Source organism: Pontibacter harenae, from assembly GCF_020907245.1.
Taxonomy (GTDB): domain Bacteria; phylum Bacteroidota; class Bacteroidia; order Cytophagales; family Hymenobacteraceae; genus Pontibacter; species Pontibacter harenae.
The window spans coordinates 24,170-49,610 of the sequence record NZ_JAJJWH010000034.1 but is presented as its reverse complement, the minus strand read 5'-3'; the positions used below and the strand labels follow the sequence as shown (position 1 = coordinate 49,610).

21 protein-coding genes are annotated in these 25,441 nt (G+C 46.4%); 19 read left to right on the top strand and 2 right to left on the bottom strand.

Translation table 11 applies throughout. From position 1 onward, the window contains the following. Window positions 1-184 precede the first annotated feature (184 nt). The 16 genes from LN893_RS15280 to LN893_RS15205 all read left to right on the top strand — a co-directional run bounded on the left by LN893_RS15280 (window position 185) and on the right by LN893_RS15205 (window position 19,654). Window positions 185-1,180 (top strand): pectinesterase family protein, encoded by a 996-nt coding sequence (locus LN893_RS15280; protein WP_229971557.1) that lies wholly within the window; start codon window positions 185-187, stop codon window positions 1,178-1,180. Between the two features lie 49 nt (window positions 1,181-1,229). Next, window positions 1,230-2,945 carry a glycoside hydrolase family 43 protein gene (locus LN893_RS15275; RefSeq protein WP_229971554.1) on the top strand — a complete coding sequence of 572 codons (1,716 nt, stop codon included), beginning with the start codon at window positions 1,230-1,232 and terminating at the stop codon, window positions 2,943-2,945. A 31-nt stretch (window positions 2,946-2,976) separates the two neighbouring features. Next, entirely contained in the window at window positions 2,977-4,749 is a 1,773-nt protein-coding gene (locus LN893_RS15270; protein ID WP_229971561.1) for a glycoside hydrolase family 28 protein, read from the top strand. A 96-nt stretch (window positions 4,750-4,845) separates the two neighbouring features. Beyond that, window positions 4,846-6,015 (top strand): pectate lyase, encoded by a 1,170-nt coding sequence (pelA, locus tag LN893_RS15265; RefSeq protein ID WP_229971552.1) that lies wholly within the window; start codon window positions 4,846-4,848, stop codon window positions 6,013-6,015. A gap of 89 nt (window positions 6,016-6,104) precedes the next feature. Then, window positions 6,105-6,878, top strand: coding sequence for a rhamnogalacturonan acetylesterase (locus LN893_RS15260; RefSeq protein ID WP_229971549.1), 774 nt, complete (start codon window positions 6,105-6,107; stop codon window positions 6,876-6,878). Window positions 6,879-7,268: 390 nt separating this feature from the next. Next, window positions 7,269-8,090, top strand: a complete 822-nt coding sequence (locus LN893_RS15255) for a rhamnogalacturonan acetylesterase (RefSeq protein ID WP_229971547.1) — start codon at window positions 7,269-7,271, stop codon at window positions 8,088-8,090. Window positions 8,091-8,141: 51 nt separating this feature from the next. Next, complete coding sequence (locus LN893_RS15250) at window positions 8,142-10,625, top strand: glycoside hydrolase family 95 protein (protein ID WP_229971545.1); 2,484 nt, start codon at window positions 8,142-8,144, stop codon at window positions 10,623-10,625. A gap of 79 nt (window positions 10,626-10,704) precedes the next feature. After that, window positions 10,705-11,868 (top strand): dienelactone hydrolase family protein, encoded by a 1,164-nt coding sequence (locus LN893_RS15245; protein ID WP_229971543.1) that lies wholly within the window; start codon window positions 10,705-10,707, stop codon window positions 11,866-11,868. Between the two features lie 202 nt (window positions 11,869-12,070). After that, window positions 12,071-12,475 carry a VOC family protein gene (locus tag LN893_RS15240; protein ID WP_229971541.1) on the top strand — a complete coding sequence of 135 codons (405 nt, stop codon included), beginning with the start codon at window positions 12,071-12,073 and terminating at the stop codon, window positions 12,473-12,475. A 10-nt stretch (window positions 12,476-12,485) separates the two neighbouring features. Further along, on the top strand, window positions 12,486-13,925 hold the full coding sequence (locus tag LN893_RS15235; protein ID WP_229971539.1) for a glycoside hydrolase family 28 protein: 1,440 nt from the start codon (window positions 12,486-12,488) through the stop codon (window positions 13,923-13,925). Between the two features lie 230 nt (window positions 13,926-14,155). Next, a complete protein-coding gene (gene fucP / locus LN893_RS15230) occupies window positions 14,156-15,487 on the top strand; it encodes an L-fucose:H+ symporter permease (RefSeq protein ID WP_229971537.1) in 1,332 nt (443 codons plus the stop codon). Window positions 15,488-15,585: 98 nt separating this feature from the next. Continuing rightward, a complete protein-coding gene (locus tag LN893_RS15225) occupies window positions 15,586-16,350 on the top strand; it encodes an SDR family NAD(P)-dependent oxidoreductase (protein ID WP_229971535.1) in 765 nt (254 codons plus the stop codon). A gap of 128 nt (window positions 16,351-16,478) precedes the next feature. Continuing rightward, window positions 16,479-17,336: a fumarylacetoacetate hydrolase family protein gene (locus LN893_RS15220; RefSeq protein WP_229971532.1), complete on the top strand. Its 858-nt coding sequence runs from the start codon at window positions 16,479-16,481 to the stop codon at window positions 17,334-17,336. Further along, window positions 17,323-18,156 (top strand): amidohydrolase family protein, encoded by an 834-nt coding sequence (locus tag LN893_RS15215; RefSeq protein ID WP_369427686.1) that lies wholly within the window; start codon window positions 17,323-17,325, stop codon window positions 18,154-18,156. The genes LN893_RS15220 and LN893_RS15215 overlap by 14 nt, the downstream gene beginning before the upstream one ends. Window positions 18,157-18,168: 12 nt before the next feature. Next, window positions 18,169-18,957 carry an L-fucose dehydrogenase gene (locus LN893_RS15210; protein WP_229971530.1) on the top strand — a complete coding sequence of 263 codons (789 nt, stop codon included), beginning with the start codon at window positions 18,169-18,171 and terminating at the stop codon, window positions 18,955-18,957. Continuing rightward, window positions 18,950-19,654, top strand: coding sequence for a LamG-like jellyroll fold domain-containing protein (locus tag LN893_RS15205; RefSeq protein WP_229971528.1), 705 nt, complete (start codon window positions 18,950-18,952; stop codon window positions 19,652-19,654). The genes LN893_RS15210 and LN893_RS15205 overlap by 8 nt, the downstream gene beginning before the upstream one ends. A gap of 74 nt (window positions 19,655-19,728) precedes the next feature. On the opposite strand, the gene LN893_RS15200 is transcribed toward LN893_RS15205, so the two are convergent. Further along, window positions 19,729-21,375: a UxaA family hydrolase gene (locus LN893_RS15200; protein WP_229971526.1), complete on the bottom strand. Its 1,647-nt coding sequence runs from the start codon at window positions 21,373-21,375 to the stop codon at window positions 19,729-19,731. A 294-nt stretch (window positions 21,376-21,669) separates the two neighbouring features. Here LN893_RS15200 and LN893_RS15195 point away from each other — a divergent pair, with 294 nt between their 5' ends. The 3 genes from LN893_RS15195 (at window position 21,670) to LN893_RS15185 (ending at window position 24,644) form a co-directional block, all read left to right on the top strand. After that, on the top strand, window positions 21,670-21,909 hold the full coding sequence (locus LN893_RS15195) for a hypothetical protein (RefSeq protein WP_229971524.1): 240 nt from the start codon (window positions 21,670-21,672) through the stop codon (window positions 21,907-21,909). Between the two features lie 517 nt (window positions 21,910-22,426). Next, window positions 22,427-24,079 carry an alpha-amylase family protein gene (locus LN893_RS15190; protein ID WP_229971522.1) on the top strand — a complete coding sequence of 551 codons (1,653 nt, stop codon included), beginning with the start codon at window positions 22,427-22,429 and terminating at the stop codon, window positions 24,077-24,079. Between the two features lie 163 nt (window positions 24,080-24,242). After that, window positions 24,243-24,644 (top strand): NUDIX hydrolase, encoded by a 402-nt coding sequence (locus LN893_RS15185; protein ID WP_229971520.1) that lies wholly within the window; start codon window positions 24,243-24,245, stop codon window positions 24,642-24,644. A 100-nt stretch (window positions 24,645-24,744) separates the two neighbouring features. Here LN893_RS15185 and LN893_RS15180 read toward each other — a convergent pair whose 3' ends face one another. Then, complete coding sequence (locus LN893_RS15180; protein ID WP_229971518.1) at window positions 24,745-25,425, bottom strand: outer membrane beta-barrel protein; 681 nt, start codon at window positions 25,423-25,425, stop codon at window positions 24,745-24,747. Window positions 25,426-25,441 lie beyond the last annotated feature (16 nt).

Below are 25,441 nucleotides of genomic sequence, written 5' to 3'. Positions count from 1 at the left end.
GCAGAAAAGTTATGAAACAGGATAAGGCTTGCAGCTCGTACCACTTCACAAAACAAGAAAGCTTGCTCAACTACATGTACATCAACAGCTGTATTGGTTGCAAAATAATTAGGTAATGAAGTACGAGCTGCAAGCTCGCACTAGCGAAATAGCGAAGAAATATCAGTTTATAAAATAGGTTGAAATGACTTTAAAAAAACACGCTTCTATACTTACTATACTTACTATACTGCTGTGCCTGGTTCTAAACTACGTGCAGGCGCAACAGCATGATTTTGTGGTGGCAAAGGATGGAAGTGGCGATTTTAAAACAGTGCAGGAAGCCATTAACGCTGTGCCTGATTTTAGGAAGAACCCAACTACCATCTACATCAAAAACGGGATGTATAAAGAAAAACTGGTACTGCCAGCTTCTAAAACAGCAGTGCATTTTGTGGGGGAAGATGTAAAGAAAACTATCCTCACTTATGATGATTATGCTTCTAAAAAGAACAGGTTTGGGGAGGAAATGGGTACGACAGGCTCTACTAGTTTTTACATCTTTGGCGATGATTTTTCAGCAGAAAACATCACCTTCGAAAATTCAGCAGGTCCAGTTGGACAAGCAGTAGCAGTGCGCATAGACGGTGATAAAGTAATGTTTACAAACTGCAGGTTTTTAGGTAATCAAGACACGCTGTACCCGCACGGCGAAAAGAGCCGCCAGTACTATAAAAACTGCTACATAGAAGGCACAACAGACTTTATTTTCGGCTGGTCTACGGCTGTATTCGAGAACTGCGAGATTTACTGCAAAAAGGGTGGCAGCTATATTACGGCAGCCTCTACCTTAGAAGGAACATCCTATGGTTTTGTATTCCTGAACTGCCGCATTACAGGCGACGCGCCTGCCAACTCTTATTACCTGGGCCGCCCCTGGAGACCATTCGCCAAAACTGTTTTTATTAACAGCTACCTAGGTAACATGATTAAACCAGAAGGCTGGCACAACTGGAACAAGCCTGATGCTGAGAAAACAACTTACTATGCTGAGTATAACTCCAAAGGACCGGGTGCAAACGCTAAAGCGCGAGTGCCATGGTCACACCAGTTGACGAAAGAGCAGCTTGCTGAATATACGCTGGCGAAGATTTTCGGCGACTGGACACCAGGCAAGGCTACAGCAACAGCTGGTAAGTAAACTTTAAATTATGAATTAGAATTCAACTTATTAAGTATAAAAGCATAAAATGACCTGTAACCGATTCACCTTTTCCTGTGCAGTAGTATCACTATTTCTTTTCTCCTGCTCAGGATCTAACCAAACCAGTTCCAGCGCCACGGTGGCAAATACAAGCACGAACACTGGTACTACAGAGAGAACCTCTGCGCCAGTTCCAACAGGCGAAGTATCGAAGGCTTGGGTTGCGGATAATGGCGACGGTACTTACAAAAACCCTATTATTTACTCCGACTATTCTGATCCTGATGTATGCCGTGTAGGAGATGACTATTACATGACCTCCTCCAGCTTTAATGCCATACCAGGTTTGCAGATTCTGCACTCGAAGGATCTGGTGAACTGGAAGATCATCGGTTATGCTTTGGATGAAAATACGCCATCGGAGCATTTCTCAAAACCACAACATGGCAATGGTGTTTGGGCTCCTGCCATCAGGCACCATAACGGGGAGTTTTACATTTATTGGGGCGATCCTGATTACGGCGTTTACATGGTGAAAACCAAAGACCCTGCGGGCCAGTGGGAGAAGCCTGTACTGGTAATGGAGGGTAAAGGCCTGATCGATTCCTGTCCGCTTTGGGATGAGGACGGCAAGGCTTATCTGGTGCATGCTTATGCAGGTAGTCGTGCGGGTATAAAAAGTGTTTTGGCGGTGAACAGGATGAATCCTGAAGGTACGAAAGTGCTGGATGCTGGCGTGATGGTGTTCGATGGACACGATAATCACCCAACGGTGGAGGGGCCGAAGTTCTACAAGCATAATGGTTACTACTATATTTTTGCTCCTGCAGGCGGTGTGTCTACAGGCTGGCAGCTTGTGCTGCGCTCTAAAAATGTATACGGTCCTTACGAGGAGAAAATAGTAATGGATCAGGGCAATACAACTATAAACGGTCCGCACCAGGGTGCCTGGGTGGATACCCCGACAGGTGAAGATTGGTTTATCCATTTTCAGGACATAGAAGCTTACGGTCGTGTAGTGCATCTGCAACCAATGGAGTGGAAAAATGATTGGCCTGTGATTGGAGAAGATAAAGACGGTGACGGCAAAGGCCAGCCTGTGATGAGCTATAAAAAGCCGAACGTGGGTAAAAGCTATCCGAAGGTAACCCCGCAGGAATCGGATGAATTTGATGGAAACGGTTTAGGGCTGCAGTGGCAATGGCACGCAAACCCGAAAGCCACTTGGGCTTTCGCAACAGGCAGCACAGGTAAATTGCGCTTGTTTACAGAACAGTTGCCTGCTGATTTTAAGAACTACTGGGATGTGCCAAACCTGCTGCTGCAAAAGTTTCCTGCCGAAGACTTCACAGCTACTACCAAACTCACTTTCACGCCTAATACTGAAAAGCTTCAGAATGAGCGCACAGGCTTGATTGTGATGGGTGAGGATTACGCTTACCTCTCGCTGGTGAGCAAAAAGGATGGTATTTACCTGGCTTATACTTCAGTGGACGATGCGCACAAGGGTACACCTGAAAAGGAGCAACTGCTGGGCAAGCTTAATGGCAAAGAAGTATACCTGCGCGTGAATATAGACAAAGGAGCTCAATGCCGCTTTAGCTACAGCGAAGATGGTAATCAGTTTAAGGAAGTCGGCAGCACGTTTACAGCCGTACCTGGTCGCTGGATCGGAGCCAAGGTAGGTTTGTTTGCAACCCGCCCCGATAAAACCAATGATGCTGGCTATGCTGACTACGACTGGTTCAGAATTACGAAATAACTTTATCACGGAAAAAATTACAAGTATAGATATGAAGATGAAGAATTTATATGTGAACCGTTTTATGCTGCTAATTGGTATGGCCGGGGCACTTCAGTTTTCCTGCCAGCGCCAATCTTCTAGCGAGAGCGTAGCAACTGCTTCAGCAACAAGCTCAACAACTACAGCTAATGGTGCAAGCAGCGCAAGCAATATAGAGGCTACCCTGTACGACGGATTAGAGTTTTATATGCCGCGTGTGCAGGAACCGAGCTTTCCGAACTATAGTGTAAGTATAACAGAGTTTGGCGCTGTGGGCGATGGCTTAACAAAAAATTCAGAAGCCTTTAAAAAAGCCATTGCCGCCGTCGCTGCAAAAGGTGGAGGAAGAGTAGTTATTCCAAGAGGCATGTGGCTGACAGGACCGATTGTGCTCAAAAGCAATATCAACCTGCATGCAGAGGCAGGTGCAATGGTTATCTTCAGTAAGGATTTTGATGATTATCCACTGATCGCAACAAGCTTTGAAGGCTTGGATACCTACCGCACTATATCCCCGATTTATGGAAAAGATATAGAAAATATTGCCATAACTGGCAAAGGTACTTTTGATGGAAACGGCGATGCCTGGCGCCCTGTGAAGAAAAGTAAAATGACGGATTCACAATGGAAAAACCTTCTGAAATCGGGAGGGGTGCTAAGCGATGATGGTAAAATGTGGTATCCTTCTGAGAAGTCTAAAAAAGGAGACAGCAATGATAATTTTAATGTGCCAAATTTTACGGAGATGGCACAGTTCGAGGCCGTAAAAGATTACCTGCGCCCTGTCATGGTGAGCCTGGTAAACTGCAAAAAAGTAATGCTGGACGGTCCGACTTTCCAGAATTCTCCTGCCTGGAACCTGCACCCGCTGATGTGCGAAGACGTTACCATTCGCAATCTGAACGTACGCAACCCCTGGTACTCCCAAAACGGTGATGGCCTTGATTTAGAGTCCTGCAAAAATTCCGTGATCTATAACAATACATTTGATGTGGGGGATGATGCGATCTGTATTAAGTCTGGTAAAGATGAAGATGGCCGCAAAAGAGGTATCCCTACAGAAAACGTGATTGTGAAGAATAACACAGTATACCACGGACACGGCGGTTTTGTGGTAGGTAGCGAGATGTCGGGTGGTGTAAAGAACGTTCATGTATCTAACTGTATCTTTATGGGAACCGATATCGGCCTGCGCTTTAAGAGCACACGCGGCAGAGGCGGCGTTGTAGAAAACATCTACATTTCTAACATAGACATGATCAACATCCCGACGCAGGCCATTAGCTTTAACCTCTTTTATGGCGGTAACTCTCCTGTGCTTGAGGAAGATCAGAATGCTAGCACAGAAGCCAGAAGCGAAGAAGCTGTGCCTGTAACCGAAAAAACACCATCCTTCAAAGACATTTACATGAAGAACATTCGTGTATCTGGTGCTGATGAGGCAGTGGCCCTGCAAGGCTTGCCAGAGATGAATTTGCAGAATGTGAACATCGAAAATGCTCTGTTGAAAGCAAGAAAAGGCATTACAGCGGTTGATGCGGATGGTATTACATTGAAAAATGTGAAGGTGATAGCTGAGAAAGGACCTGCGCTTACGATCTATAATAGCAAAAATGTAGAAGTAGAAGGTTTGGCTTATGATGAAACACAGGGGCCAGTAGTAAAAGTATTGGGGCCACTCACAAAAAATGTAAAGCTCGAAAGTAAAGATTTTAAAAACGCTTCGCAGCAGGTATCGAAGGGTAAAGATTTGAGCAATACCGCACTTACCATGGAGCAGTAGAAAAGTAAACAGCCTGCGCTTTCCTTAACGTAGGCTGCTTTACAGTTCATTTAATTTTTAAGTAACTCATTTACCATGTACTGGATTAGCTGTGGGATGAAGAGAAACAAGCAGAAGCCTAATCTTACTTCTTTTAAAACGTGGGTCTATAGCATCCGTGCTTTGCATACTCAGGTAGTACTTGCATTCTACTGCCTTTTGGCTGTTGGTTGTACTGGACAAACACATAAAACGCATGCTGCTGAACCTGTCAGGTGGAGCCGAGCACTATTACAGCAAAGCGAAAGCTGGTATGCTGCACCTGAAGCTATACGCATTGCTGACAACCTGCTCTTATACCAGCGCGATAGTGGCGGCTGGGACAAGAATACAGACATGGCAAAGGTCCTTTCAAGTAAAGAGAGAGCAATGCTTCAGTCGGAGGTAGAAAAGAAGGGCGAGGCAACCATCGATAACAACGCCACTTTTACCCAGATGGAGTTTCTGGCTAAAGTTTACAAGGCTACAGGTCAGGATAAGTACAAGCAAAGCTTTTTACGGGGAGTAGATTACCTGTTAGAAGCCCAATATGAAAATGGTGGATGGCCGCAATTCTACCCGATCAAGAAAGGCTACTACGAGCACATCACGTTTAACGATGGCGCCATGATCGGGGTAATGGAGTTGCTAACCGATGTGGCACACAAAAAAGAGCCATACACTTTTGTTGACACCGAGCGGGTAAATCAGGCCGCAAGGGCTGTTGATAAAGGGATAGAGGTAATTTTGAAAACACAGGTAAAGGTAAACGGTAAATTAACCGTTTGGTGTGCGCAGCACGATCGGTATGACCTGAGTCCTCAAAAAGCCCGTGCTTATGAACTACCTTCCCTTAGCGGCGGAGAAACGGTAGACATTGTAAAGTACCTAATGGCAATTGAGAACCCAAGTCCAGCAGTGATGCATGCCATAGAAGGGGCTGTCGTGTGGCTGGAACAGGTGAAATTTGAAGGTATTCGGCTAGAAAGAGTAGCAGAGCCTGCAGCGAGAAAAAAGTATGATGTAGTGGTCATAAAAGACCCTTCGGCACCTCCAATGTGGGCTCGTTTCTACGACATCAACACGAACCAACCTATGTTTGTTGGCCGAGATGGAATTGTGCGGGAAAATCTATCGGAGATAGAAGAGGAGCGCAGAAACGGCTATAACTGGTACAGCAATGCTCCGCAGGAACTATTGGAGAAAGATTACCCCCAGTGGAAGCAGCAATGGGTGACCAGAAAGTAAATTACTTTGCTTTATAGCCAAAATCCAATATTGCTTTGCTAACATAACAGCAATTAAAGCTTAAGCGAAAACTAAACGCTTTGTACAAGATGAAAAACAAGAATACAGGAACCATAAAAACTGCTATACGATGGGGGCTGCTCGTGCTGCTGGCATTGCCACTGGTAAGCTATATCCAGAAGAAGGAAACAACCATTTTTCTAGTGGGAGATTCTACTGTAGCAGATAAACCTTACAGCAACGGAAATCCAGAGAAAGGTTGGGGGCAGGTGTTCCCGCTATACTTGCAGGAGGGTGTGAAAGTAGAAAACCATGCCGTGAACGGGCGCAGTACCAAAAGCTTCCGCGACGAAGGCCGCTGGGACAAAGTGCTGAACAAGCTGAAGAAAGGCAATTATGTGATCATTGAATTTGGGCACAACGATGCTAAAAGCGAGGATCCTAAACGTTATGCTGCCCCTGAAACTGATTACCGCCAAAACCTGGAGCGTTATATTTCCGAGGCAAGAGCCAAAGGCGCTATACCTGTGCTGGCTACGCCCATCGTCAGAAGGTTGTTTGAAAATGGCGAACTGGTGGAAACGCACGGCAAATATCCGGACGTAGTGCGGCAAGTGGCCAAGCAGCAAAACGTACCTCTGCTAGACCTGCACAAGCGCACCAAAGAGTTGGTAAGCCGCTATGGAGAAGAAAAATCAAAGGCATTGTTTCTACATATAGATCCGTCAGAATACGAATCGTTACCTGAAGGAAGAAAGGACGACACGCATCTTTCGGCCTACGGTGCATTCAGAGTGAGTGATTTGGTGGCTGATGAGATGCGAACGGCATTGCCTGAACTGGCGAAGCTGCTGAAGAAGTAAGTTTTGTCATTCCATGCCAAATAATATAGCAGGTTGAAAACTTGCGGCAGGTAGAGAAATCCCCTTTGCCCTTGTTGTGTGTTCTCATCAACAAGCAGTACAGCGGAAGAGTTAGCAAGACAGTAAAGAGCTTGAAGGCTACAATTTTTCCATTCAAGAATGAAAAATGAGTTAGTGATGATTTTTACTTCTTCCTGTAAGTAATGTCTTATTGCTTGTTGGTGATAACACGCAATAAGGGCAAGGGCAACTACTTTAGGACTTTATAAATGTGAGAAAGGTATTCTTTAGTCAGAAATTGTTGCTCCATTGTCTGAGGAGCCGTTCTACAACAGCTAAAATACTAACCGAAGTGAAAACGATTTGTAAAATTACGACTACATCAAGCCTATGAATACCAATACTCTCAGGATCCTGCCCTTTATCCTCGTCAGCGTCATTCTCACATCCTTCATTGCTTTTAAAAAGAAGCCAGTAAAAGTATACCTGATCGGTGATTCTACGGTAGCTGATTACACAGGAGATTATGATGAGAAAGATTACATGACCACACGCTATCCCATTGCAGGTTGGGGACAGGTGTTTCAGCCTTTCATGAGCAAAGACAGCCTTTCTCAAGTTAAAAGCATCATTAAAGGTGATAGTGTGATCGTACTCGACAAAGCCAGGGGCGGACGCAGCACTCGTACTTTTTTTGAGGAAGGGCGCTGGGCGGAAGTATACCATAACCTGCAGAAAGGAGATGTAGTGATGATGCAGTTCGGCCATAACGATGCAGCCGAGAACAAGCCTGAACGCTATACTAACGTAACAGCCTACAAAGAGTACCTGCGCCTGTACGTGAACCAGGCGCGCCAAAAAGGAGCACTTCCAATCATCCTCACGCCAGTTAATCGTAATTACCCCTGGAAAGACGGCAAGCTGAGCAATGTGCATGGCGAATACCCACAGGCGGCTAAAGAAGTAGCCAAAGAACTGAATGTGCCGCTCATCGACCTTACACAACTTTCTATTGATGCCTTTTCGGCCAAAGGACAGGAGTATGTTACCAACCATTATTTCATGAACCTTCCTGTGGGCAAATACACAGCCTATCCAGATGGTGAAAAAGACAATACCCACTTTCAGCCAGAGGGAGCCAGGGCTGTAGCACAGCTAGTTTTTGATGCCATGAAAACGCTGAAGCCTGCGGAGGCATCGGCGAAAAGGTAAGTTTTAAGCAAGAGGGAGAAAAATATCAGCAACAAACCAAAGCCAAACTTCATGTACAAGTTCAAAAGCCTATACCTAATAGCTTTCATGTGGTGTTTTCTGTTGGGCAACACTGTTGCACAGCCTACAGAGGCTCCTGCGCTGAAACTATGGTATACAAAGCCAGCTGACAATTGGAATGAAGCTTTGCCTCTCGGAAACGGCCGCATCGGTGCGATGGTCTTCGGAAGCCCTGGTCGTGAACAGCTGCAACTAAACGAAGAAACGGTTTGGGCGGGTGAACCTGGAAATAACATTAACACAGCCTTAAACAGCGCCCTTCCCGAAATCCGCAAGCTGATTTTTGAAGGAAAGCACAAAGAGGCACAAGCACTTGCACTGGAGAAAGTTCCGAGGCATGCTCCTGCCGACAATAACTACGGTATGCCTTACCAGCCTGTGGGCGATCTGTATCTAACCTTCCCCAATCACGATGCTGCACAAAACTATTACCGCGACCTGGACATAGAACGAGCTGTATCCTCTGTATCTTATAAAGTAAATGGCGTTACTTTTAAGAGGGAGATGTTTACTTCTTTTCCTGATCAGGTGCTTGTTGTTAGATTAACCGCAGACAGGCCGAAAAGCATCACCTGTACGCTCAGCATGAATAGTCCGCACAAGCAAAACTCAGTGGCAACAAAGCAAAACAAGCTGATTTTGGCGGGAGTTTCAGGCGATGTAGATAACAAAAAAGGAAGGGTTAAATTCCAGGCGCAGGTACAACCTGTTGTGGAAGGAGGAAACGTATCTGCTACGGACACTTCGCTGCAGATTACAGGTGCCGATGCGGCCACCATATATGTTTCGATGGGTACCAACTTCAGAAGTTACAAAGATATAACTGGCAATGAAGCTGAAAAAGCAGCGAATTATCTGAGCCATGCCAGCGGGAAGAAGTATAAAAAGGCAAAGGAAGCCCACATCGAAAGCTACAGAAAGTACTTCGAAAGAGTATCGCTTGACCTGGGCGTGACAGAGATGGTACAGCAGCCAACAGATGTACGCCTGGCTGCCTTTGCCACCGAGGATGATCCGCATCTGGCTGCGCTATACTTTCAGTTCGGCAGGTATTTGCTTATCTCCAGCTCACAGCCTGGTACGCAGCCTGCCAATCTGCAGGGTATCTGGAACGATAAAGTCTCGCCGCCCTGGGACAGCAAGTATACTGTCAACATTAACACAGAAATGAACTACTGGCCAGCGGAAGTAACGAACCTGCCAGAAATGCACGAACCACTCTTTGCCATGCTCAAAGACTTAGCGGAGACAGGCAAAGAAAGTGCCCGCACCATGTACAGTGCCAGAGGCTGGAATATGCACCACAACACCGACATCTGGCGCATGACGGGTCCTATAGATGGCGCTTTTTATGGACTTTGGCCGATGGGAGGAGCCTGGCTTACGCAGCATATCTGGCAGCATTACCTTTTTACAGGCGATAAGAAATTCCTGAAGGAGATGTATCCTGTTCTGAAAGGCGCAGCCATGTTTTATGTAGATGTACTGCAGGAGGAACCTACGAATAAGTGGCTTGTGGTAGCACCCTCCATGTCGCCTGAAAATGCGCACCAGAGCGGTGTTTCTATTGCGGCAGGCACTACTATGGATAACCAGCTGGTATTCGATGTTTTTTCCAACATTATTCGGGCAGCCGAGGTGTTGGGTACTGACAAAGCTTTTGCGGATACGGTAAAAGCAAAAAGAGACAGACTGCCGCCCATGCAAATAGGGCAGCATAACCAGTTGCAGGAGTGGATGCACGATTGGGACAGAACAGGCGATAAGCACCGCCATGTGTCGCATCTATATGGTTTGTACCCAAGTAACCAGGTGTCTCCGTTCAGCAATCCTGCCTTGTTTGCTGCCGCCAGAAATTCGCTGGTGTACCGTGGAGATAGATCTACTGGCTGGTCTATGGGTTGGAAAGTGAATCTGTGGGCAAGGCTGCTGAATGGAAACCGTGCCTATAAGCTTATCCAGGACCAGCTAACGCCTGCTGGTAGCGAGGCCTCTGGAGAAGGGGGAGGCACTTACCCGAACCTCTTCGATGCGCACCCGCCTTTCCAGATAGACGGAAACTTTGGCTGTACGTCTGGTATAGCTGAAATGCTGGTGCAGAGCCACGATGGGGCCATTCATTTGCTTCCTGCGTTGCCAGACGCCTGGCAATCTGGCGAGGTGAAGGGGCTGGTGGCAAGAGGTGGTTTTGTGTTAGACATGAGCTGGGAGAACGGAAAAGTGAAATCACTAACGGTACATTCAAATCTGGGAGGCAACTGCAGAATCCGTACATCAAGCCCTTTAACCTTGGCTGGAAAAGGCGAGTTGAAGCAGGCCGAGGGAGAGAATGAAAATCCTTTTTACCGAACAGCTGCGGTGAAAGAACCTTTGGTTTCAGCAAAAGCAGATATTCAAAAAGCGGACGTACCCAAAGTAATTGAAGTAGATTTAACCACTAAAAAAGGCAAGGTATACCAGCTTCAGATGAAGTAGAAAGTGCCTTTTACTATACTCTATGACAAGAAATATCTTCAACATTTGGTTTGCTTGCTTCTTGGCCTCGTTTTGCTGTATGAGCAGCACCTTAAAGGCTCAGGAGCAACCTAAATCTGATGTCGCTAATTTTTACCCGCTTCTGGATGCCTACGCCAGCAAAGAAAACAGCAGTTTATCGTATCTCTCCCGAAACTGGCGCAGTGTGGAAAAGTGGCGAAAAACTGCCAAAGCACAGCTAAACGATTTGCTCGCCTTCAATCCGACTCCTGCGCCACTTAACTCCGAAGTTTTAAGCACGACCAAACGCGAAGGTTATACCCAATACTTGGTGCGGTATAACGTAAATGCATTACAGAAAACAGAAGCATTCCTGCTTATACCTGATAACCTTACCAAACCTGCGCCCGCCGTTATCGCCCTACACGACCACGGCGGTTTTTATTTTTTCGGAAAAGAGAAACATACTTACACAGATAATCAGCCTGCTTTACTAAAAGAGTATGTGCAGAACCTGTACGACGGCAGGTATTATGCTGATGAACTCGCGAAGCGGGGTTTTATAGTGCTTTGCCCTGATGCGCCATATTTTGGCTCCCAAAAGCTGAATCCAGCCCTGTTGGTTGATGCCAAAGGATACGAGAAGAAAATAGGAGGAGCCGATGAAAGTGAACGCATCAAAATTTACAACAAGCAGGTGGCAGGGCCGAACGAGGTGGCAATGAATAAAACTATTCTTACAGCAGGCACCACATGGCTCGGCATGATTGTGCAGAACGACAAAGTAGCTGTAGATTTCCTGCTTTCCAGGCCAGAAGTAGATAAAGATAAAATCGGCTGCATTGGTCTGTCTTTAGGCGGATTGCGCAGTAACTACCTCTTCGGGCTCGACTCTAGGATAAAAACAGGTGTGGTGGCAGCTTTCTCTACTACATATCAGCACATGTTGCAGCAACATGCCCACCATACCTGGATGATGTATGTGCCGCGTCAGTATGAGTTCCTCGACTTGCCCGACGTTCCCTCGTTAAATGCTCCACGTCCCTTGATGATCATGAACTGTAATCAGGATAAACTTTTTAGTATAGCGGGGATGCAGGCCGCAGAGCAAAAGCTTTCAACGATTTATTCCCGTATGAATGCCTCGGACAAATTCGCCTGCAAATATTATGATGCACCTCACTCTATGACGATTCCGATGCAGGAGGACGCTTTTGCTTGGCTGGAGAAGTGGCTTAAGTAAAAAAGAGAAAAGTCGTAAGACACAGGACCTTGAATACAGTTGTATACCTATGAAAGTCTTAGCTATACTTTTCAGAAATTCTTGTAAAGGCTTGATGCCTGTTGTATACTTATGAACTGCTCCCAATGTAGGCTTTGAAACGGGGAAGGCTTCAGGTAGGAAAGAGTTTACTATCTAGCATCTAAAATCTAACAACTAAACCATGAAACTAGAACACTTTGCCCTGAACGTAGAAGACCCGCTTACGATGGCCAAATGGTATGTAGAGCACCTGGGCCTGACAGTTGTAAAGCAGCAAGAGGAGCCACCTCATATGACTTTTCTGGCCGATGATAGCGGCAGAATAATGATAGAGATTTACTGTAATCCTGCAGACGAGGTGCCACCCTACAGAGAAATGAACCCGTTGCTAGTGCACCTGGCTTTTGTGTCAGAAGATCCCGCTCAAGACAAAGAACGCTTGGAAAAGGCAGGAGCGAGTGTTGTGTCAGATCAGCAACTGGAGGATGGGTCGCACCTGGTTATGCTCCGCGACCCCTGGGGTTTGGCGCTACAGCTATGCAAACGAGGTACGCCTATGTTGGCCTCAGCCGAGAGACAAGTATAGATTTCTGCTGATGAGAACAAACTTAATTTTTCCTTCTGCTTTTGTGCTTGTGTTGCTGCTTGTTTTTGCCTCCTGCACTAAGCGTACTACCACAAGCAGCCAGACCGAAGAGACGATAGCTGCTGATGCCTGGCAATATGCCGCAGACATTCTAACACAGATTGTTCCTCCTACCTTTCCCGATAAAGATTTTAAGGTTACAGAATTCGGAGCAGTGGGAGACGGCAAAGCAGATAACTCTGCAGCCATTAAACAAGCCATAGAAGCCTGTAGCAGCGCAGGTGGAGGGCGCGTAGTAGTACCTGCTGGGGATTATTTATCAGGGCCTATTTACCTAGAGAGTAACGTAAACCTGCACCTCGAAAAAGGAGCCCGCATTTTATTTTCGACTAATCCGAAAGATTACTTACCATTGGTTTATACCCGTTGGGAAGGAGTGGAACTGATGAATTATTCGCCCCTGATCTACGCTTTCGAAGAAACGAACATTGCAGTAACAGGTGAAGGTACACTGGATGGGCAGGCCAACGAAACCAACTGGTGGCCCTGGAAAGGAAACAAGAAATATGGTTGGAATGTGGGTATGCCTAGCCAGAACGACGATGACAAGAGACTGGCCTTATTCGAAATGGCTGAGAACAATGTGCCTGTTTCGGAAAGGAAGTTTGGGGAAGGCTACTACTTGCGCCCGCAGTTCGTACAGCCTTACCGTTGCAAGAATGTGCTGATAGAAGGGGTGACCATTGTGAACTCTCCTATGTGGATACTCAACCCTGTGCTTTGTACCAACGTGACTATTCAGGGTGTGCGAGTAGAGAGCCAGGGCCCTAACTCCGATGGCTGCGACCCAGAGTCCTGTAAGAACGTGCTTATTAAAGATTGTTATTTTAATACGGGAGATGATTGCATTGCCATAAAATCGGGCAGAAATGCTGATGGCCGCAGGATAAACGTTCCGAGTGAGAACATTATCATACAAAATTGCTCTATGGCAAACGGGCATGGCGGTGTGGTAATTGGCAGCGAGATATCGGGAGGTGTGCGAAATGTATTTGCCGAGAACTGCACCATGAACAGCCCTTTATTAGATAGAGCGTTAAGAATTAAAACAAGTTCGATGCGTGGTGGAGTGGTAGAGAATGTGTATCTGCGCAACATAGAGGTGGGGCAGGTAGCAGAGCAAGTAATCAGGGTAAATATGTTTTACGAAGATTCAGGCCCGCACATTCCCTCTGTTCGAAACATAGAGGTACGAGACATGACCGTGCAAAATGGCGGTGAAGTCGGTGTTTTGTTAGAGGGTTACGAAGAGTCGCCTGTGCAGAACCTGCGCCTGATCAACGTGAGAATAAATAATGTGAGGGTGCCTTATAAGTTCTCCAATATCAAAAGCATCAGCTTTGAGAATGTAACTATAAACGGGGAGCTAGTAGAGCTTCAGAATAAGTAAGCGGTTTTAGTAGCTCTCGCCGTGGGTTTGGCAGGTGTGTTTGTGCCTAAATGCTTCTGCCATCTTACTCATCACCCAGTGTTGTAGCTTTATTTAGATGTAGAAGATACTATGCCAATAGCGGCAGTATACTTAGGTTTCTCTTTGAAGAACAATTTAAAAAGAATATCTTGATAGACAGAAGCTAACCAGTTACAGCCTCTACTACCCATGTCTAACGAAGCAGCGCTATGAGTACAGAGAACCAGAAAGTGTCTATGATAAGGTCGGGTAATATCTGGCCTTACATCCTGATCACAAGCCTCTTCTTTTTGTGGGGCTTGGCCAACAACATGACCGATACCTTGCTGGCTGCATTTAAGCGGATACTGAGCCTGTCAGACTTCCAGGCCTCCTGGATACAGGTGGCGTTTTATGGCTCTTACTTCTGCCTTGCCTTGCCAGCGGCTATCGTTATTAAAAAATACTCTTATAAAACAGGCGTACTGCTGGGCTTGGGCCTGTTTATACTTGGCTCATTGCTATTTTACCCCGCCAGCCTCACCGTGTCTTATGGCCATTTCCTGATAGCACTTTATATTCTGGCTGGTGGCTTGTCTATTCTCGAGACTTCTGCTAATCCATACATTGTAGCCATGGGGCCAGAAGAAACAGGTACCAGACGCTTAAACCTGGCCCAGTCGTTTAACCCCATTGGCTCAATTACAGGTGTTGTGCTGAGCCAGTTGTTTATACTTTCGCAACTGAATTTATCAAGTGCGGCGGAACGCGGGGCCATGAGCGATGCTCAGCTGGCTGTCATTCAATCAGAAGAACTTACTGCCGTGATGGGGCCTTATGTGGGTGTGGCAGTGTTCCTGATGGTGCTGTGGGTGGTGGTAAAATTCACAAAAATGCCCAAAGCCTCTGACGCTGGAGGTAACCTTGATCTGGGACCGACTTTCAAACGACTAATCAGAACACCACATTATACTTGGGCTGTTATTGCACAGTTCTTCTATATAGGTGCCCAGATCGGTATCTGGTCCTTTACCATTCGCTATGTGATGCAGGAACTGGGGCTGAACGAAGAGGGTGCGGCCAATTATTATACGGCTTCACTGGTGCTGTTTATGGTTAGCAGGTTTGTTTTCACGGCCCTGATGCGCTATATTAAACCCAGAACCCTTCTTTTTATGACTGCCGCTGTTGCTATGGTGCTCACGCTTATTGTTATTTACGGAAGTGGTATCTTAGGTGTGTATGCTCTAATTGGTATTTCAGGTTGCATGTCGCTGATGTTCCCAACCATCTACGGACTGGGCATCAGGGGCCTTGGAGAAGATACAAAAATCGGTGGCTCAGGCTTGATTATGGCTATACTGGGTGGAGCATTACTGCCTGCCTTGCAAGGCTACATCTCCGACCAAACGGTAGGTATTGGCACTGCTTTTTACGTGCCGCTGGTTTGTTTTGGTGTGGTGGCCGTCTATGCGCTTTTAGAAGCAAAACTAAGTGCTGATAAAGTTCAGCATCATGGTACAGCCGAAGCGCAATTAAATAAACCGAAGGCTGTGCTTTAGAAAATCAACTTAAAAATAAGTAGTACAAGAGGAGGAAGAGGCGAAGCAGGGAGAGAATTGTACTGCATCAACTATAAAATTGATCAACATTCGATCTTATGTTTAGACTTGATGATAAAGTAGCCCTGGTAACGGGAGGTGGCAGCGGTATAGGAAAAGCCGTGGCCCTGACTTTTGCTCAACAGGGAGCCCTGGTGCAGGTGCTGGATGTGAACCAGGAGCAGGCACAGGCAACAGTAGAAGAGATACAAAACAGCGGCGGTACCGCCTATACCCAGACCTGCGATGTAACAAACCAGCAGCAGGTAGTAGAGGTGTTCAGAAGTATAGGTAAACTGGACATACTCGTAAACAGCGCAGGCGTATCTCATATCGGTAAAGCCGATACCACTTCAGAACAGGACTTTGACTGCGTGTTCCAGGTAAATGTTAAAGGTGTTTACAACTGCCTTTATGCCGCTATTCCTATCATGAAAGAAAACGGGGGTGGTGTAATCCTGAACATGGGTTCCATAGCTGCGCTGGTCGGTTTGCCAGATCGCTTTGCCTATTCCTTGAGCAAGGGCGCTGTGTATGCCATGACTTTATCGGTGGCAAAAGATTACCTGCAGGACAACATCCGTTGCAACAGCATCTCGCCTGCCCGTGTGCATACGCCTTTTGTAGATGGTTTTCTGGCTAAAAATTATCCTGGGCAGGAAGATGAGATGTTTGCTAAACTTTCTAAAACACAACCTATCGGCAGAATGGGCAAGCCAGACGAAATATCGAAGCTGATTCTGTACCTCTGCTCCGACGAAGCCTCTTTCATTACAGGCAACGATTACCCCATAGACGGTGGATTTATCAAGCTGAATAATTAAGCTGATGTTAACACACTTCTCACTTTCTCATTTCGAACGGTAGTGAGAAGTCTGAATTGATTCAGCCATCTATAAAAACAAAATCAACCATAAAATACTTTTCACTTAAGAAAAGCAGAAACTATACTATGAAACTGATACGCTACGGAGAACCAGACCAGGAAAAGACAGGTGTTGTACTGAATGATGTGTACTACGACACTGCTGGTTTTGGGGAAGATTACAATGAGAAGTTTTTCGCTACGGATGGCCTGCAACGCCTGCAGCGCTACCTGGATGAAAACGAAGGAAAACTGCAAAGAATACCTGAAGGTGCTCGTTTAGGTTCCGCCATCGCGCGTCCTTCTAAACTTGTTTGTATTGGCCTGAACTACGCCGACCACGCCAAAGAAACGAACGCCAAAGTGCCAGAAGAACCGATTATATTTTTTAAGGCGACCAGTGCCCTTTGCGGTCCGAACGATGCCGTGGTGATACCCAGGGGAGCCGAGAAGTTGGATTGGGAAGTGGAACTGGGCGTGGTGATCGGCAAAAAAGCCAGCTATGTTTCTGAAGAGGAAGCCTTGGGTTATGTAGCAGGCTATGTGCTGCACAACGACTACAGCGAGCGCGGCTTCCAACTGGAGCGTGGCGGACAGTGGGTGAAGGGCAAGAGCAACGACACTTTTGCGCCTGTGGGGCCTTTCCTGGCTACACCTGATGAACTGGGTGACATAGACAATCTGCGCCTGTGGCTGACGGTGAACGGCGAAACCATGCAGAAAGGCAGCACATCCAACCTGATCTTCAAAATCCCTTTCCTGGTTTCTTACCTGAGCCAGTTCATGACTTTGCTGCCAGGCGATTTAATCACCACAGGTACACCTGCAGGAGTAGGCTTGGGCATGCAACCACCTGTGTACCTGAAGCCTGGCGATGTAGTGGAATTAGGTATAGACGGCCTGGGTTCGTCGAGGCAAGAAGTGAAAGCCTATGCTGCGGATTGACGCACATCAGCACTTCTGGCACTTCAACCCGTACAGGGACAGCTGGATAACGGATGAGATGGCGGTGATTCAGCGGGACTTCCTGCCAAAGGATCTGCAGCCTATCCTGCAGCGGCACAATTTTGATGGCTGTGTGCTGGTGCAGTCGTCGCAGCCTGAGCAGGAGAATGATTTCCTGCTGGAGCAGGCGGGGCAGCAGGATTTTGTAAAGGCTGTAGTAGGTTGGGTTAATTTTCTGGCCGAGGATGTGGAGGAGAGGCTGGCGCATTACAAGCAGTTCCCGAAGCTGAAGGGCTTTCGCTACATTCTGCAGGGCAACCCCGACAAAGCCATTATGCTGTGGCCCGAGTTTACACGTGGTATCAGCCTGCTAAAAAAGTACGGCTATACCTACGATATTCTGATTTACCCCGACCAACTGCACTACACTGCTGAGTTCGTAGCCGCTTTCCCTGACCAACCTTTTGTACTGGACCATCTAGCCAAGCCGCATATAAAACAAAGGGAAGTGCAGGAGTGGAAGCAGGGAATACAGGCGCTGGCGAAGCACAAGCAAGTAAGCTGTAAAATCTCAGGTTTGGTAACGGAAGCCGACTGGCAAAACTGGAAGCAGGAAGATCTGATCCCTTACATAGATACGGTGGTAGAGGCCTTCGGCACAGAGCGTATTATGTTCGGCTCCGACTGGCCTGTGTGCCTGGTGGCAGCAAGCTACGAGGAAACGCTTGGGGTGGTGGAGAAGTATTTTTCCGCCTTCAGTAAAGAGGAGCAGGAGGCTTTATTCGGTGGGAACGCCGCCAGTTTTTACGGGTTAGTTTAGCCAATTAGAACGATGGATTTAGGACTACAGGATAAAGTGATTATTGTCTCGGGAGGTGCCAAAGGTATAGGCAGAGGCATTGCTGATGTGCTTGCCGCTGAGGGCGCTGTGCCTGTTATACTCGGAAGGGATGCCCAGGATAACCAGCAGGCGGTATCGGAGGTGGAGGCTGCTGGAGGTAAGGCATTTCAGGTGGTGGCGGAGCTATCGAAGCCAGAGGAATGCCAACAGGCTGTAGCCGCTGTTTTAGATAAGTATGGCAGGATTGATGGGCTGGTGAACAATGCGGGCGTGAACGACGGGGTGGGGCTGGAGAACGGCAGCTATGAAAAGTTTATTTCTTCACTGCATAACAACCTAGTGCACTACTACCTGCTGGCACATCATGCGCTGCCTGCACTAAAACAATCTAAAGGGGCCATTGTGAACATCAGCTCCAAAACAGCTGAAACAGGACAAGGCGGTACCTCTGCCTACGCAGCGGCAAACGGCGGGCGCAATGCCCTTACGCGTGAGTGGGCGGTGGAGCTGCTTAAGTATGGCATCAGGGTAAATGCCATTGTAGTGGCGGAGTCCTGGACACCGCAGTACGAAAAATGGATACAGACGCTGCCGAACCCCGAAGAGAAGCTTAAGGAAATAACCGACCGAATTCCTTTAGGAAACAGGATGACCACACCTGAGGAAATTGCCAATACCACGGCTTTCCTGCTGTCGGAGCGCTCCAGCCATACTACAGGGCAGCTTTTACACATTGACGGCGGCTACGTACATCTCGATCGGTCTTTAGCGAATGCGTAAGCTTCAACAGTTTAAAAGGAATAGTATGTACTTCAAAAGCCTCAGTCTATACTTTGCTATACTTGCTGTACTTTGCTGCGGATGCAAAACCGCAAAAGTGCAGCCGCAAACGGAGGTCTGGCATTTAAATTCGCTCGAAAGCATCGGCAACCACGAGGTAAGTATAGTCGGTAACCCGAAGGTTATAAACGTGGAGCCTGCTGGCAAAGCCGTTGAATTTGATGGTGTGGATGATGGCTTGCTGGTGGATGCAAACCCTATAACTGGCGCTGAGGAGTTTACTATTGAAGTGGCTTTTAAACCTTATGCATCTTATCCAGAGAACATAGAACAACGTTTTCTGCACATCCAGGACCCCAATAACGAGAGCCGCAGAATCCTGATCGAGCTCCGCCTGAACAACAAGCAGGAGTGGTACGTCGACTTTTTTATGCGTACAGAGGATGCCTCGCTGGTACTGATTGACTCCACCAAAACACATCCTGTTGATGAATGGGCTACAGTTGCGCTTGTTTATCAGGATGGCCAAATGCGGGGCTACGTAAACGGTGTGCAGGAATCAGCGGGAGATATAGCATATCTGCCTATCAGCGCAGAAGCTAAAACCTCCCTCGGCACCCGCATGGACAAGAGGTCCTGGTTTAAGGGAGCCATTCGTACGGTTACTTTTAATCATGAGGCACTGCAGCTGCAATAGTGTTGTGGCTCATTCTTAAAAACAAAAAGCTGGACTCTGTAGAATCCAGCCTTTTGGCTTAGCTTTTTCTAATATTACAACGAAACGCCTCTTTTCCAAGGAATGAAATCATCCTGGTGGAGCTGCTGTGCTTTTGTAAGCGTTCTGCCACTGGCCACCTCGATAATGTAATCTAGTATAACCTCGCCCATTTCCTCGATGGTCTTCTCGCCCGCAATTACAGGGCCCGTATCAATATCAATGATGTCGGGCATGCGCTGTGCAAGTTTTGAGTTAGAAGACACTTTTAGAACTGGTGTAACAGGGTTGCCTGTAGGTGTACCAAGACCAGTTGTAAACAGTATGATGTTAGCACCAGAGCCAGCCATAGCAGTAGTGCTTTCTACGTCGTTGCCAGGTGTGCAAAGCAGGTTAAGACCAGGCTTTGTAACATAGCCGCCATAATCCAGCACATCCACAATAGGGGAGGTCCCTCCTTTTTTGGCAGCACCAGCCGATTTGATAGCATCTGTAATTAAGCCGTCTTTAATGTTGCCAGGGCTTGGGTTCATGTCGAAACCAGAACCTACGGCTTCGGCAGCACGCGCATAGGCACGCATCAGCTCTACAAATCTGTCGGCAGTTTTATCATCTACGCAACGGTTAATAAGTTCCTGCTCCACACCGCAAAGCTCGGGGAACTCAGAAAGTATAGACTTGCCGCCCAGCGCAACTATAAGGTCTGAAGTATGTCCGATGGCAGGATTGGCAGAGATACCAGAGAAACCATCAGAACCGCCGCACTCCAGGCCAATTACGAGTTTACTGAGCGGTGCCGGCTGGCGTGTTTGCTTATCGGCCTCCACTAAGCCTAAAAAGGTTCTGCGGATAGCCTGTGTCAGTAACTCCTGCTCCGTACCTTCTTTCTGCTGTTCCAGAATTACAAGCGGCTTTGCGAAGTTCGGATTAATCTTTTGCAGTTTTTCCTCCAATATAGACGTCTGAGCATTTTGGCAGCCCAAGCTCAATACCGTGGCACCAGCCACGTTAGGGTTGTTTATGTAGCCTGCCAGCAAAGCGCAGAGTGCTTCAGAATCTTGTCTGATGCCGCCGCAGCCACCTTCGTGCGTAAGGAACTTAATACCGTCAATATTTTCGAAGATGCGTCTTTGCCCGTACAACTGGTCATTCTGCACAGACAGGCGCTCAATTTCGTCAAGTTTACCTGTCTGGTAAAGCTCTACCATCTGCTGTACATACGATTTGTATACATCCTGCTGACCAAAGCCTAGTTCGTCTATAAAAGCCTGCTTTATGGTATTTACGTTGCGGTTTTCGCAGAACACCATCGGTATTACGAGCCAGTAGTTGCCTGTGCCCACCTGGCCGTCGGCACGATGGTAGCCCATAAAGGTTTTATTTGCCCAACGCGATACATCGGGCACATTCCAACCTGTGGTTTGTGTCTTGCCTGCAAACTCCGATACCTGGTGTTTTACATTTTGGGTTGTGAGTACGCCGCCAGTTGGGATGGCATGTACTGCCTTTCCCACCAAGGTGCCATACATAATTATTTCTTGACCAGGAGCTAATTCTTGTTGAGCAAACTTGTGCTTAGCTTGCACATCATTTGGCAGTATGATGGATGCTCCATCATACGTTACTGTTTCTCCTAAACTTAGATCTGTTAAGGCTACCAGCACGTTATCGTTCGGATGAATCTTTAAAATTCTGTGTGACATAGTCGTTTTTCCTTTCGTTGCGCAATCGATTGCGCACAGATGCAATTAAAAAAAATATTAGCAAAAACAGAAATGTTTTCTTAAAAAGGATGAACAAAAAGTGTAAAAAAGATGCAAAATTCAATCATTTAAGTAAATACTCACTTTTGTATTTAAAAACCGATTCCTATATTTGTAGCACCATGATTTAACAGAAACTTAAAGCTAAAAACTGTGTTAGCATGATTGTTGTTTGTACATTTGTGGTGAGAAATGTAGTGCATTTCTTCAAAAGTATTTACACATAGATTTATTATGGAATTTACAATAGAAAGAGAAGGAGCCCTAAAGCTTTGCCGTTTAGTGGATATAACAGAGTTGTATCAGGGGAGAGAGCATGGAATGGTTTATATAAATCCAGATGGAACGAAGGGTACTACTCTTGTTTCTCATTGCTCTAAAACAGATTTTTGTAGATACGGTGCACCTAATTTGGAAATGGTGCTGAAAGGCTGGAGACCATTCATTTATAAAGATGAGGTTCTTGCTGCCTAACAGTGTAGCAACGGAGTAGATACTTGCTGCTCAAAATGTAAAGTATAAACCAATGAAGGGGAGCTTTTTTAGCTTCCCTTTTTTTATTGTTGTGCATCCATTCTGTCGTTAATCTAGCTTAAACTGCGACTTGTTTTTCTTGTTTATTTCAATCATCACGAACTCGTTTGCGGCTTCTCTTGTGGGGAATAGTCTCCTGTTGCTGTAGATTTTTAGTTTAAGTTGATAGTTAAGCAAGAAGGAGTGTAACTTAAGTTCTATAACCTCTTCTGTTTTTCCCCTCTTGAACGTTGCTCTGTAGTTGCTAACTGTTTGTAAGCATATCCATAAATTATTTTTCCGCTGATAATTGGCTAGTTATCTGCTTTAAGAGTAGCCTGGGTTGCTATAACTCTGTTTCTGCACATAGCTAAAGAAAAATGTATAGGTGTTAGCTATGTTTTTATAATGGTTCGTAAACAAGCTATTGATTATACAGTACATCAGTATACTTAGCCAACCCAAAAGAGCAACAACTATGATAGAAGACTTGTGGTACAAAAACGCCGTGATGTATAGCCTTGACCTGGAAACGTTCATGGATTTAAGCGGAGATGGTGTTGGCGATTTTGAAGGCCTGACTCGTCGTCTGGACTATCTACACGCCTTAGGTATCGATACTGTCTGGCTCGCGCCTTTTCAGCCTACCCCAAACAAAGATAACGGATACGACATCTCTGACTATTATGGCGTTGATCGAAGGCATGGCTCCAGCGGCAACTTTGTCGAATTTATACACCTTGCCAAAAAGCGCGGTATAAAAGTGATTATCGACCTGGTGGTAAACCATACTTCAGATCAGCACCCGTGGTTTCAGGAGGCACGGTCCGATAAGAACTCCAAGTACCGCGACTGGTATGTGTGGTCTAAGGAGAAGCCAGATGACTGGGATAAAGGCATGGTGTTTCCTGGAGTGCAGGAGGCAACCTGGACCTACGATAAAGTAGCGAAAGAATACTTTTTTCACCGCTTCTATAAGTTTCAACCCGATCTTAACATAGATAATCCAGAAGTGAGGGCAGAGATCAAACGTATAATGGGCTACTGGTTGCAAATGGGTGTGGCTGGCTTTAGAGTAGACGCTGTTCCTTTTATACTCGAAAGTCAGGTGCCAAACGAAACAAAACGGAAGCAGCGGTTTGAGTACCTGCATGAGATGCGACGCTTTGTGCAGTGGAGGCGTGGGGATGCCGTGCTGTTGGGCGAGGCAAACGTAATACCTGAGGAAAGTATGAAGTATTTTGGTGAAAATTCAGACGGTATACACCTGATGTTTAATTTTTATGTGAACCAGTACATGTTTTACGCTCTGGCTACAGGCGACGCAGAGCCACTGGCCAAGGCATTGGAAGCTACGCGTAATACGATGCCTGCCGCACAATGGGCCCACTTTCTGCGCAACCACGACGAACTGGATCTGGGGCGACTGACGGAAGAGGAACGGCAAAAAGTTTTCGCCCGTTTTGCACCAGACGAAAACATGCAGCTTTACGGCAGGGGTATTCGCAGGCGTCTCTCCACCATGTTAGGTAACAGGCTGCAGTCAGAATTGGCGTATAGTTTAATGTTTTCACTGCCAGGTACACCTGTTATCCGCTATGGCGACGAAATAGGTATGGGTGATAATCTGAGTTTGGAAGAACGCAACGCTGTGCGTACTCCCATGCAATGGTCTGCCGATAATCAAGCAGGTTTCTCTAAGGCCGACAAGTTGATACATCCTGTTGTAGAAGAGGGTCCTTATGCTTATGAGCATGTAAATGTAGAAACACAGCGCCGCCAGCCAGACTCATTGCTGAACTGGATGACCACAATCATACGCTTGCGGCAGGAGTGTACTGAAATAGGATGGGGCGATTGGCAGATCTTAGATACTGGTGTGCCATCTGTTTTAGGAATGCACTATAACTGGCAGGGCAGTTCGTTGGTGGTGCTCCACAATTTTGCTGAGAAAGCTTACGAAGTAGTATTTGATCTAAAACAAAAGGAAGAAAGTAAATTAGTGGACTTGATGGCGAACACTGAAAGTAAAGTAGACGATAAAGGGCTGCATCATATTACGCTGGAGGCTTACGGCTACCGCTGGTTCCGTGCTGGCGATCTTAGTCATTTAATGTTTAAGCAGGGTTAGTAGCCTCTGCTCAGAAAATATCCTCTAGGTGCTACTGATTTGTGATTAAAAGAGTTGTTCCTTAAGCAACTGCAGGTGTTTTTTACAAGCAGTTTTGTCTTTGTTTATCCAGGAGTTTTGTTTGGGATTTCTACTTTTGTAGGTAAAACAACTGAGAAAAAGAATGCGCCTGATTGATAAACTAGCCTGGATAGAAATACAGAACGGGAAAATATTAAGCACCAGGAGTAAGGGAAGAACGAAATACTATATACCTGGAGGCAAGAGAGAAGCTGGAGAAAGCGACCTTGAAACGCTATTCCGTGAGGTAAAGGAAGAGCTAACAGTTGACTTGTTATTGGACACAGCAGTTTACGTAGGAACATTTCAGGCACAAGCTGATAGCCATGCACCAGGAGTAGAGGTTAAAATGACTTGTTACACCTGCCGTTACAACGGCACCATTACACCAAGCAGCGAAATAGAAGAAGTAGTGTGGTTGGGGTATTCCGACAGGGAAAGTATTTCTCCTGTAGATAAGCTTATTTTTGATTGGCTAAAAAGAGAAGGCTTGTTGTGGGATTGAGGTTTCAGAGCCTCATAGGTCTACTAATTGGCTCTGGAAGCCTTCCTCTATGTACTTTCTGTTAGGTTCTCGTCTGTTGAAGATTATCCTGTTCCACTTTTCAATTCAATCGGTAAGAAAGGGCTAGGCTTAAATTAGTAGTGTGCATGGGCTGCTTAAGATCTTTAACTTCACCGTCAATCACTACATTAAATTCTGGTTTGGCTGCTATCATGCCTAGTTCGGCCCCTAATCCAAAGTGGCCAAAGTTATAACGTACACCGCCTGCAATTCCGTAAACACCGCTACCGCTTCTTCCTGGGTCTGAAGAGAATTGTAAGGTAGAACCGTTTTCATAAACAACTGTGCCGGAAAGAGCTGCTGGGCGAAAAGCGCCATAACCTGCCGAGCCCTTCGCGTAAGCAGTAAACTTATTTAGCGGTAGCTGAGCGTAGGCATCTATAGTAGCATATATAGAAACATACGGGTCAGCTTCTATCTCATACGCATAAGCTTCATACTTTTCTGCATAAGGAGCAATATTGAAAGGGTGGTTACGATAAGCCCAGGTGGCGCCAACACCAAAATTTTTGTTTAAGTCTTGTGTATAGCTAGCGGAGATGAAAACACCATCATGTGCATACCCTGACTTGATATTGCTTAATTCTGTGCTCTTGAAATCTCCTGAAGGAAACGCCATGCCCATCTGAAGGCTTACCCTTGAAGCTTGATCGTTGCTCTGCTGAGCGCTGGCTACCAGGCCAACGCAGCACAAAGCCACTGTAAACAATGTTTTTTTCATATAGATAGTGATGTGG

Excerpts from the sequence above, each read along its gene's own strand:
- LN893_RS15280 (WP_229971557.1), top strand. The coding sequence starts at position 185 with ATGACTTTAAAAAAACACGCTTCTATACTTACTATACTTACTATACTG.
- LN893_RS15275 (WP_229971554.1), top strand. The coding sequence starts at position 1,230 with ATGACCTGTAACCGATTCACCTTTTCCTGTGCAGTAGTATCACTATTT.
- LN893_RS15270 (WP_229971561.1), top strand. The coding sequence starts at position 2,977 with ATGAAGATGAAGAATTTATATGTGAACCGTTTTATGCTGCTAATTGGT.
- pelA (WP_229971552.1), top strand. The coding sequence starts at position 4,846 with ATGAAGAGAAACAAGCAGAAGCCTAATCTTACTTCTTTTAAAACGTGG.
- LN893_RS15260 (WP_229971549.1), top strand. The coding sequence starts at position 6,105 with ATGAAAAACAAGAATACAGGAACCATAAAAACTGCTATACGATGGGGG.
- LN893_RS15255 (WP_229971547.1), top strand. The coding sequence starts at position 7,269 with ATGAATACCAATACTCTCAGGATCCTGCCCTTTATCCTCGTCAGCGTC.
- LN893_RS15250 (WP_229971545.1), top strand. The coding sequence starts at position 8,142 with ATGTACAAGTTCAAAAGCCTATACCTAATAGCTTTCATGTGGTGTTTT.
- LN893_RS15245 (WP_229971543.1), top strand. The coding sequence starts at position 10,705 with ATGAGCAGCACCTTAAAGGCTCAGGAGCAACCTAAATCTGATGTCGCT.
- LN893_RS15240 (WP_229971541.1), top strand. The coding sequence starts at position 12,071 with ATGAAACTAGAACACTTTGCCCTGAACGTAGAAGACCCGCTTACGATG.
- LN893_RS15235 (WP_229971539.1), top strand. The coding sequence starts at position 12,486 with ATGAGAACAAACTTAATTTTTCCTTCTGCTTTTGTGCTTGTGTTGCTG.
- fucP (WP_229971537.1), top strand. The coding sequence starts at position 14,156 with ATGAGTACAGAGAACCAGAAAGTGTCTATGATAAGGTCGGGTAATATC.
- LN893_RS15225 (WP_229971535.1), top strand. The coding sequence starts at position 15,586 with ATGTTTAGACTTGATGATAAAGTAGCCCTGGTAACGGGAGGTGGCAGC.
- LN893_RS15220 (WP_229971532.1), top strand. The coding sequence starts at position 16,479 with ATGAAACTGATACGCTACGGAGAACCAGACCAGGAAAAGACAGGTGTT.
- LN893_RS15215 (WP_369427686.1), top strand. The coding sequence starts at position 17,323 with ATGCTGCGGATTGACGCACATCAGCACTTCTGGCACTTCAACCCGTAC.
- LN893_RS15210 (WP_229971530.1), top strand. The coding sequence starts at position 18,169 with ATGGATTTAGGACTACAGGATAAAGTGATTATTGTCTCGGGAGGTGCC.
- LN893_RS15205 (WP_229971528.1), top strand. The coding sequence starts at position 18,950 with ATGCGTAAGCTTCAACAGTTTAAAAGGAATAGTATGTACTTCAAAAGC.
- LN893_RS15200 (WP_229971526.1), bottom strand. The coding sequence starts at position 21,375 with ATGTCACACAGAATTTTAAAGATTCATCCGAACGATAACGTGCTGGTA.
- LN893_RS15195 (WP_229971524.1), top strand. The coding sequence starts at position 21,670 with ATGGAATTTACAATAGAAAGAGAAGGAGCCCTAAAGCTTTGCCGTTTA.
- LN893_RS15190 (WP_229971522.1), top strand. The coding sequence starts at position 22,427 with ATGATAGAAGACTTGTGGTACAAAAACGCCGTGATGTATAGCCTTGAC.
- LN893_RS15185 (WP_229971520.1), top strand. The coding sequence starts at position 24,243 with ATGCGCCTGATTGATAAACTAGCCTGGATAGAAATACAGAACGGGAAA.
- LN893_RS15180 (WP_229971518.1), bottom strand. The coding sequence starts at position 25,425 with ATGAAAAAAACATTGTTTACAGTGGCTTTGTGCTGCGTTGGCCTGGTA.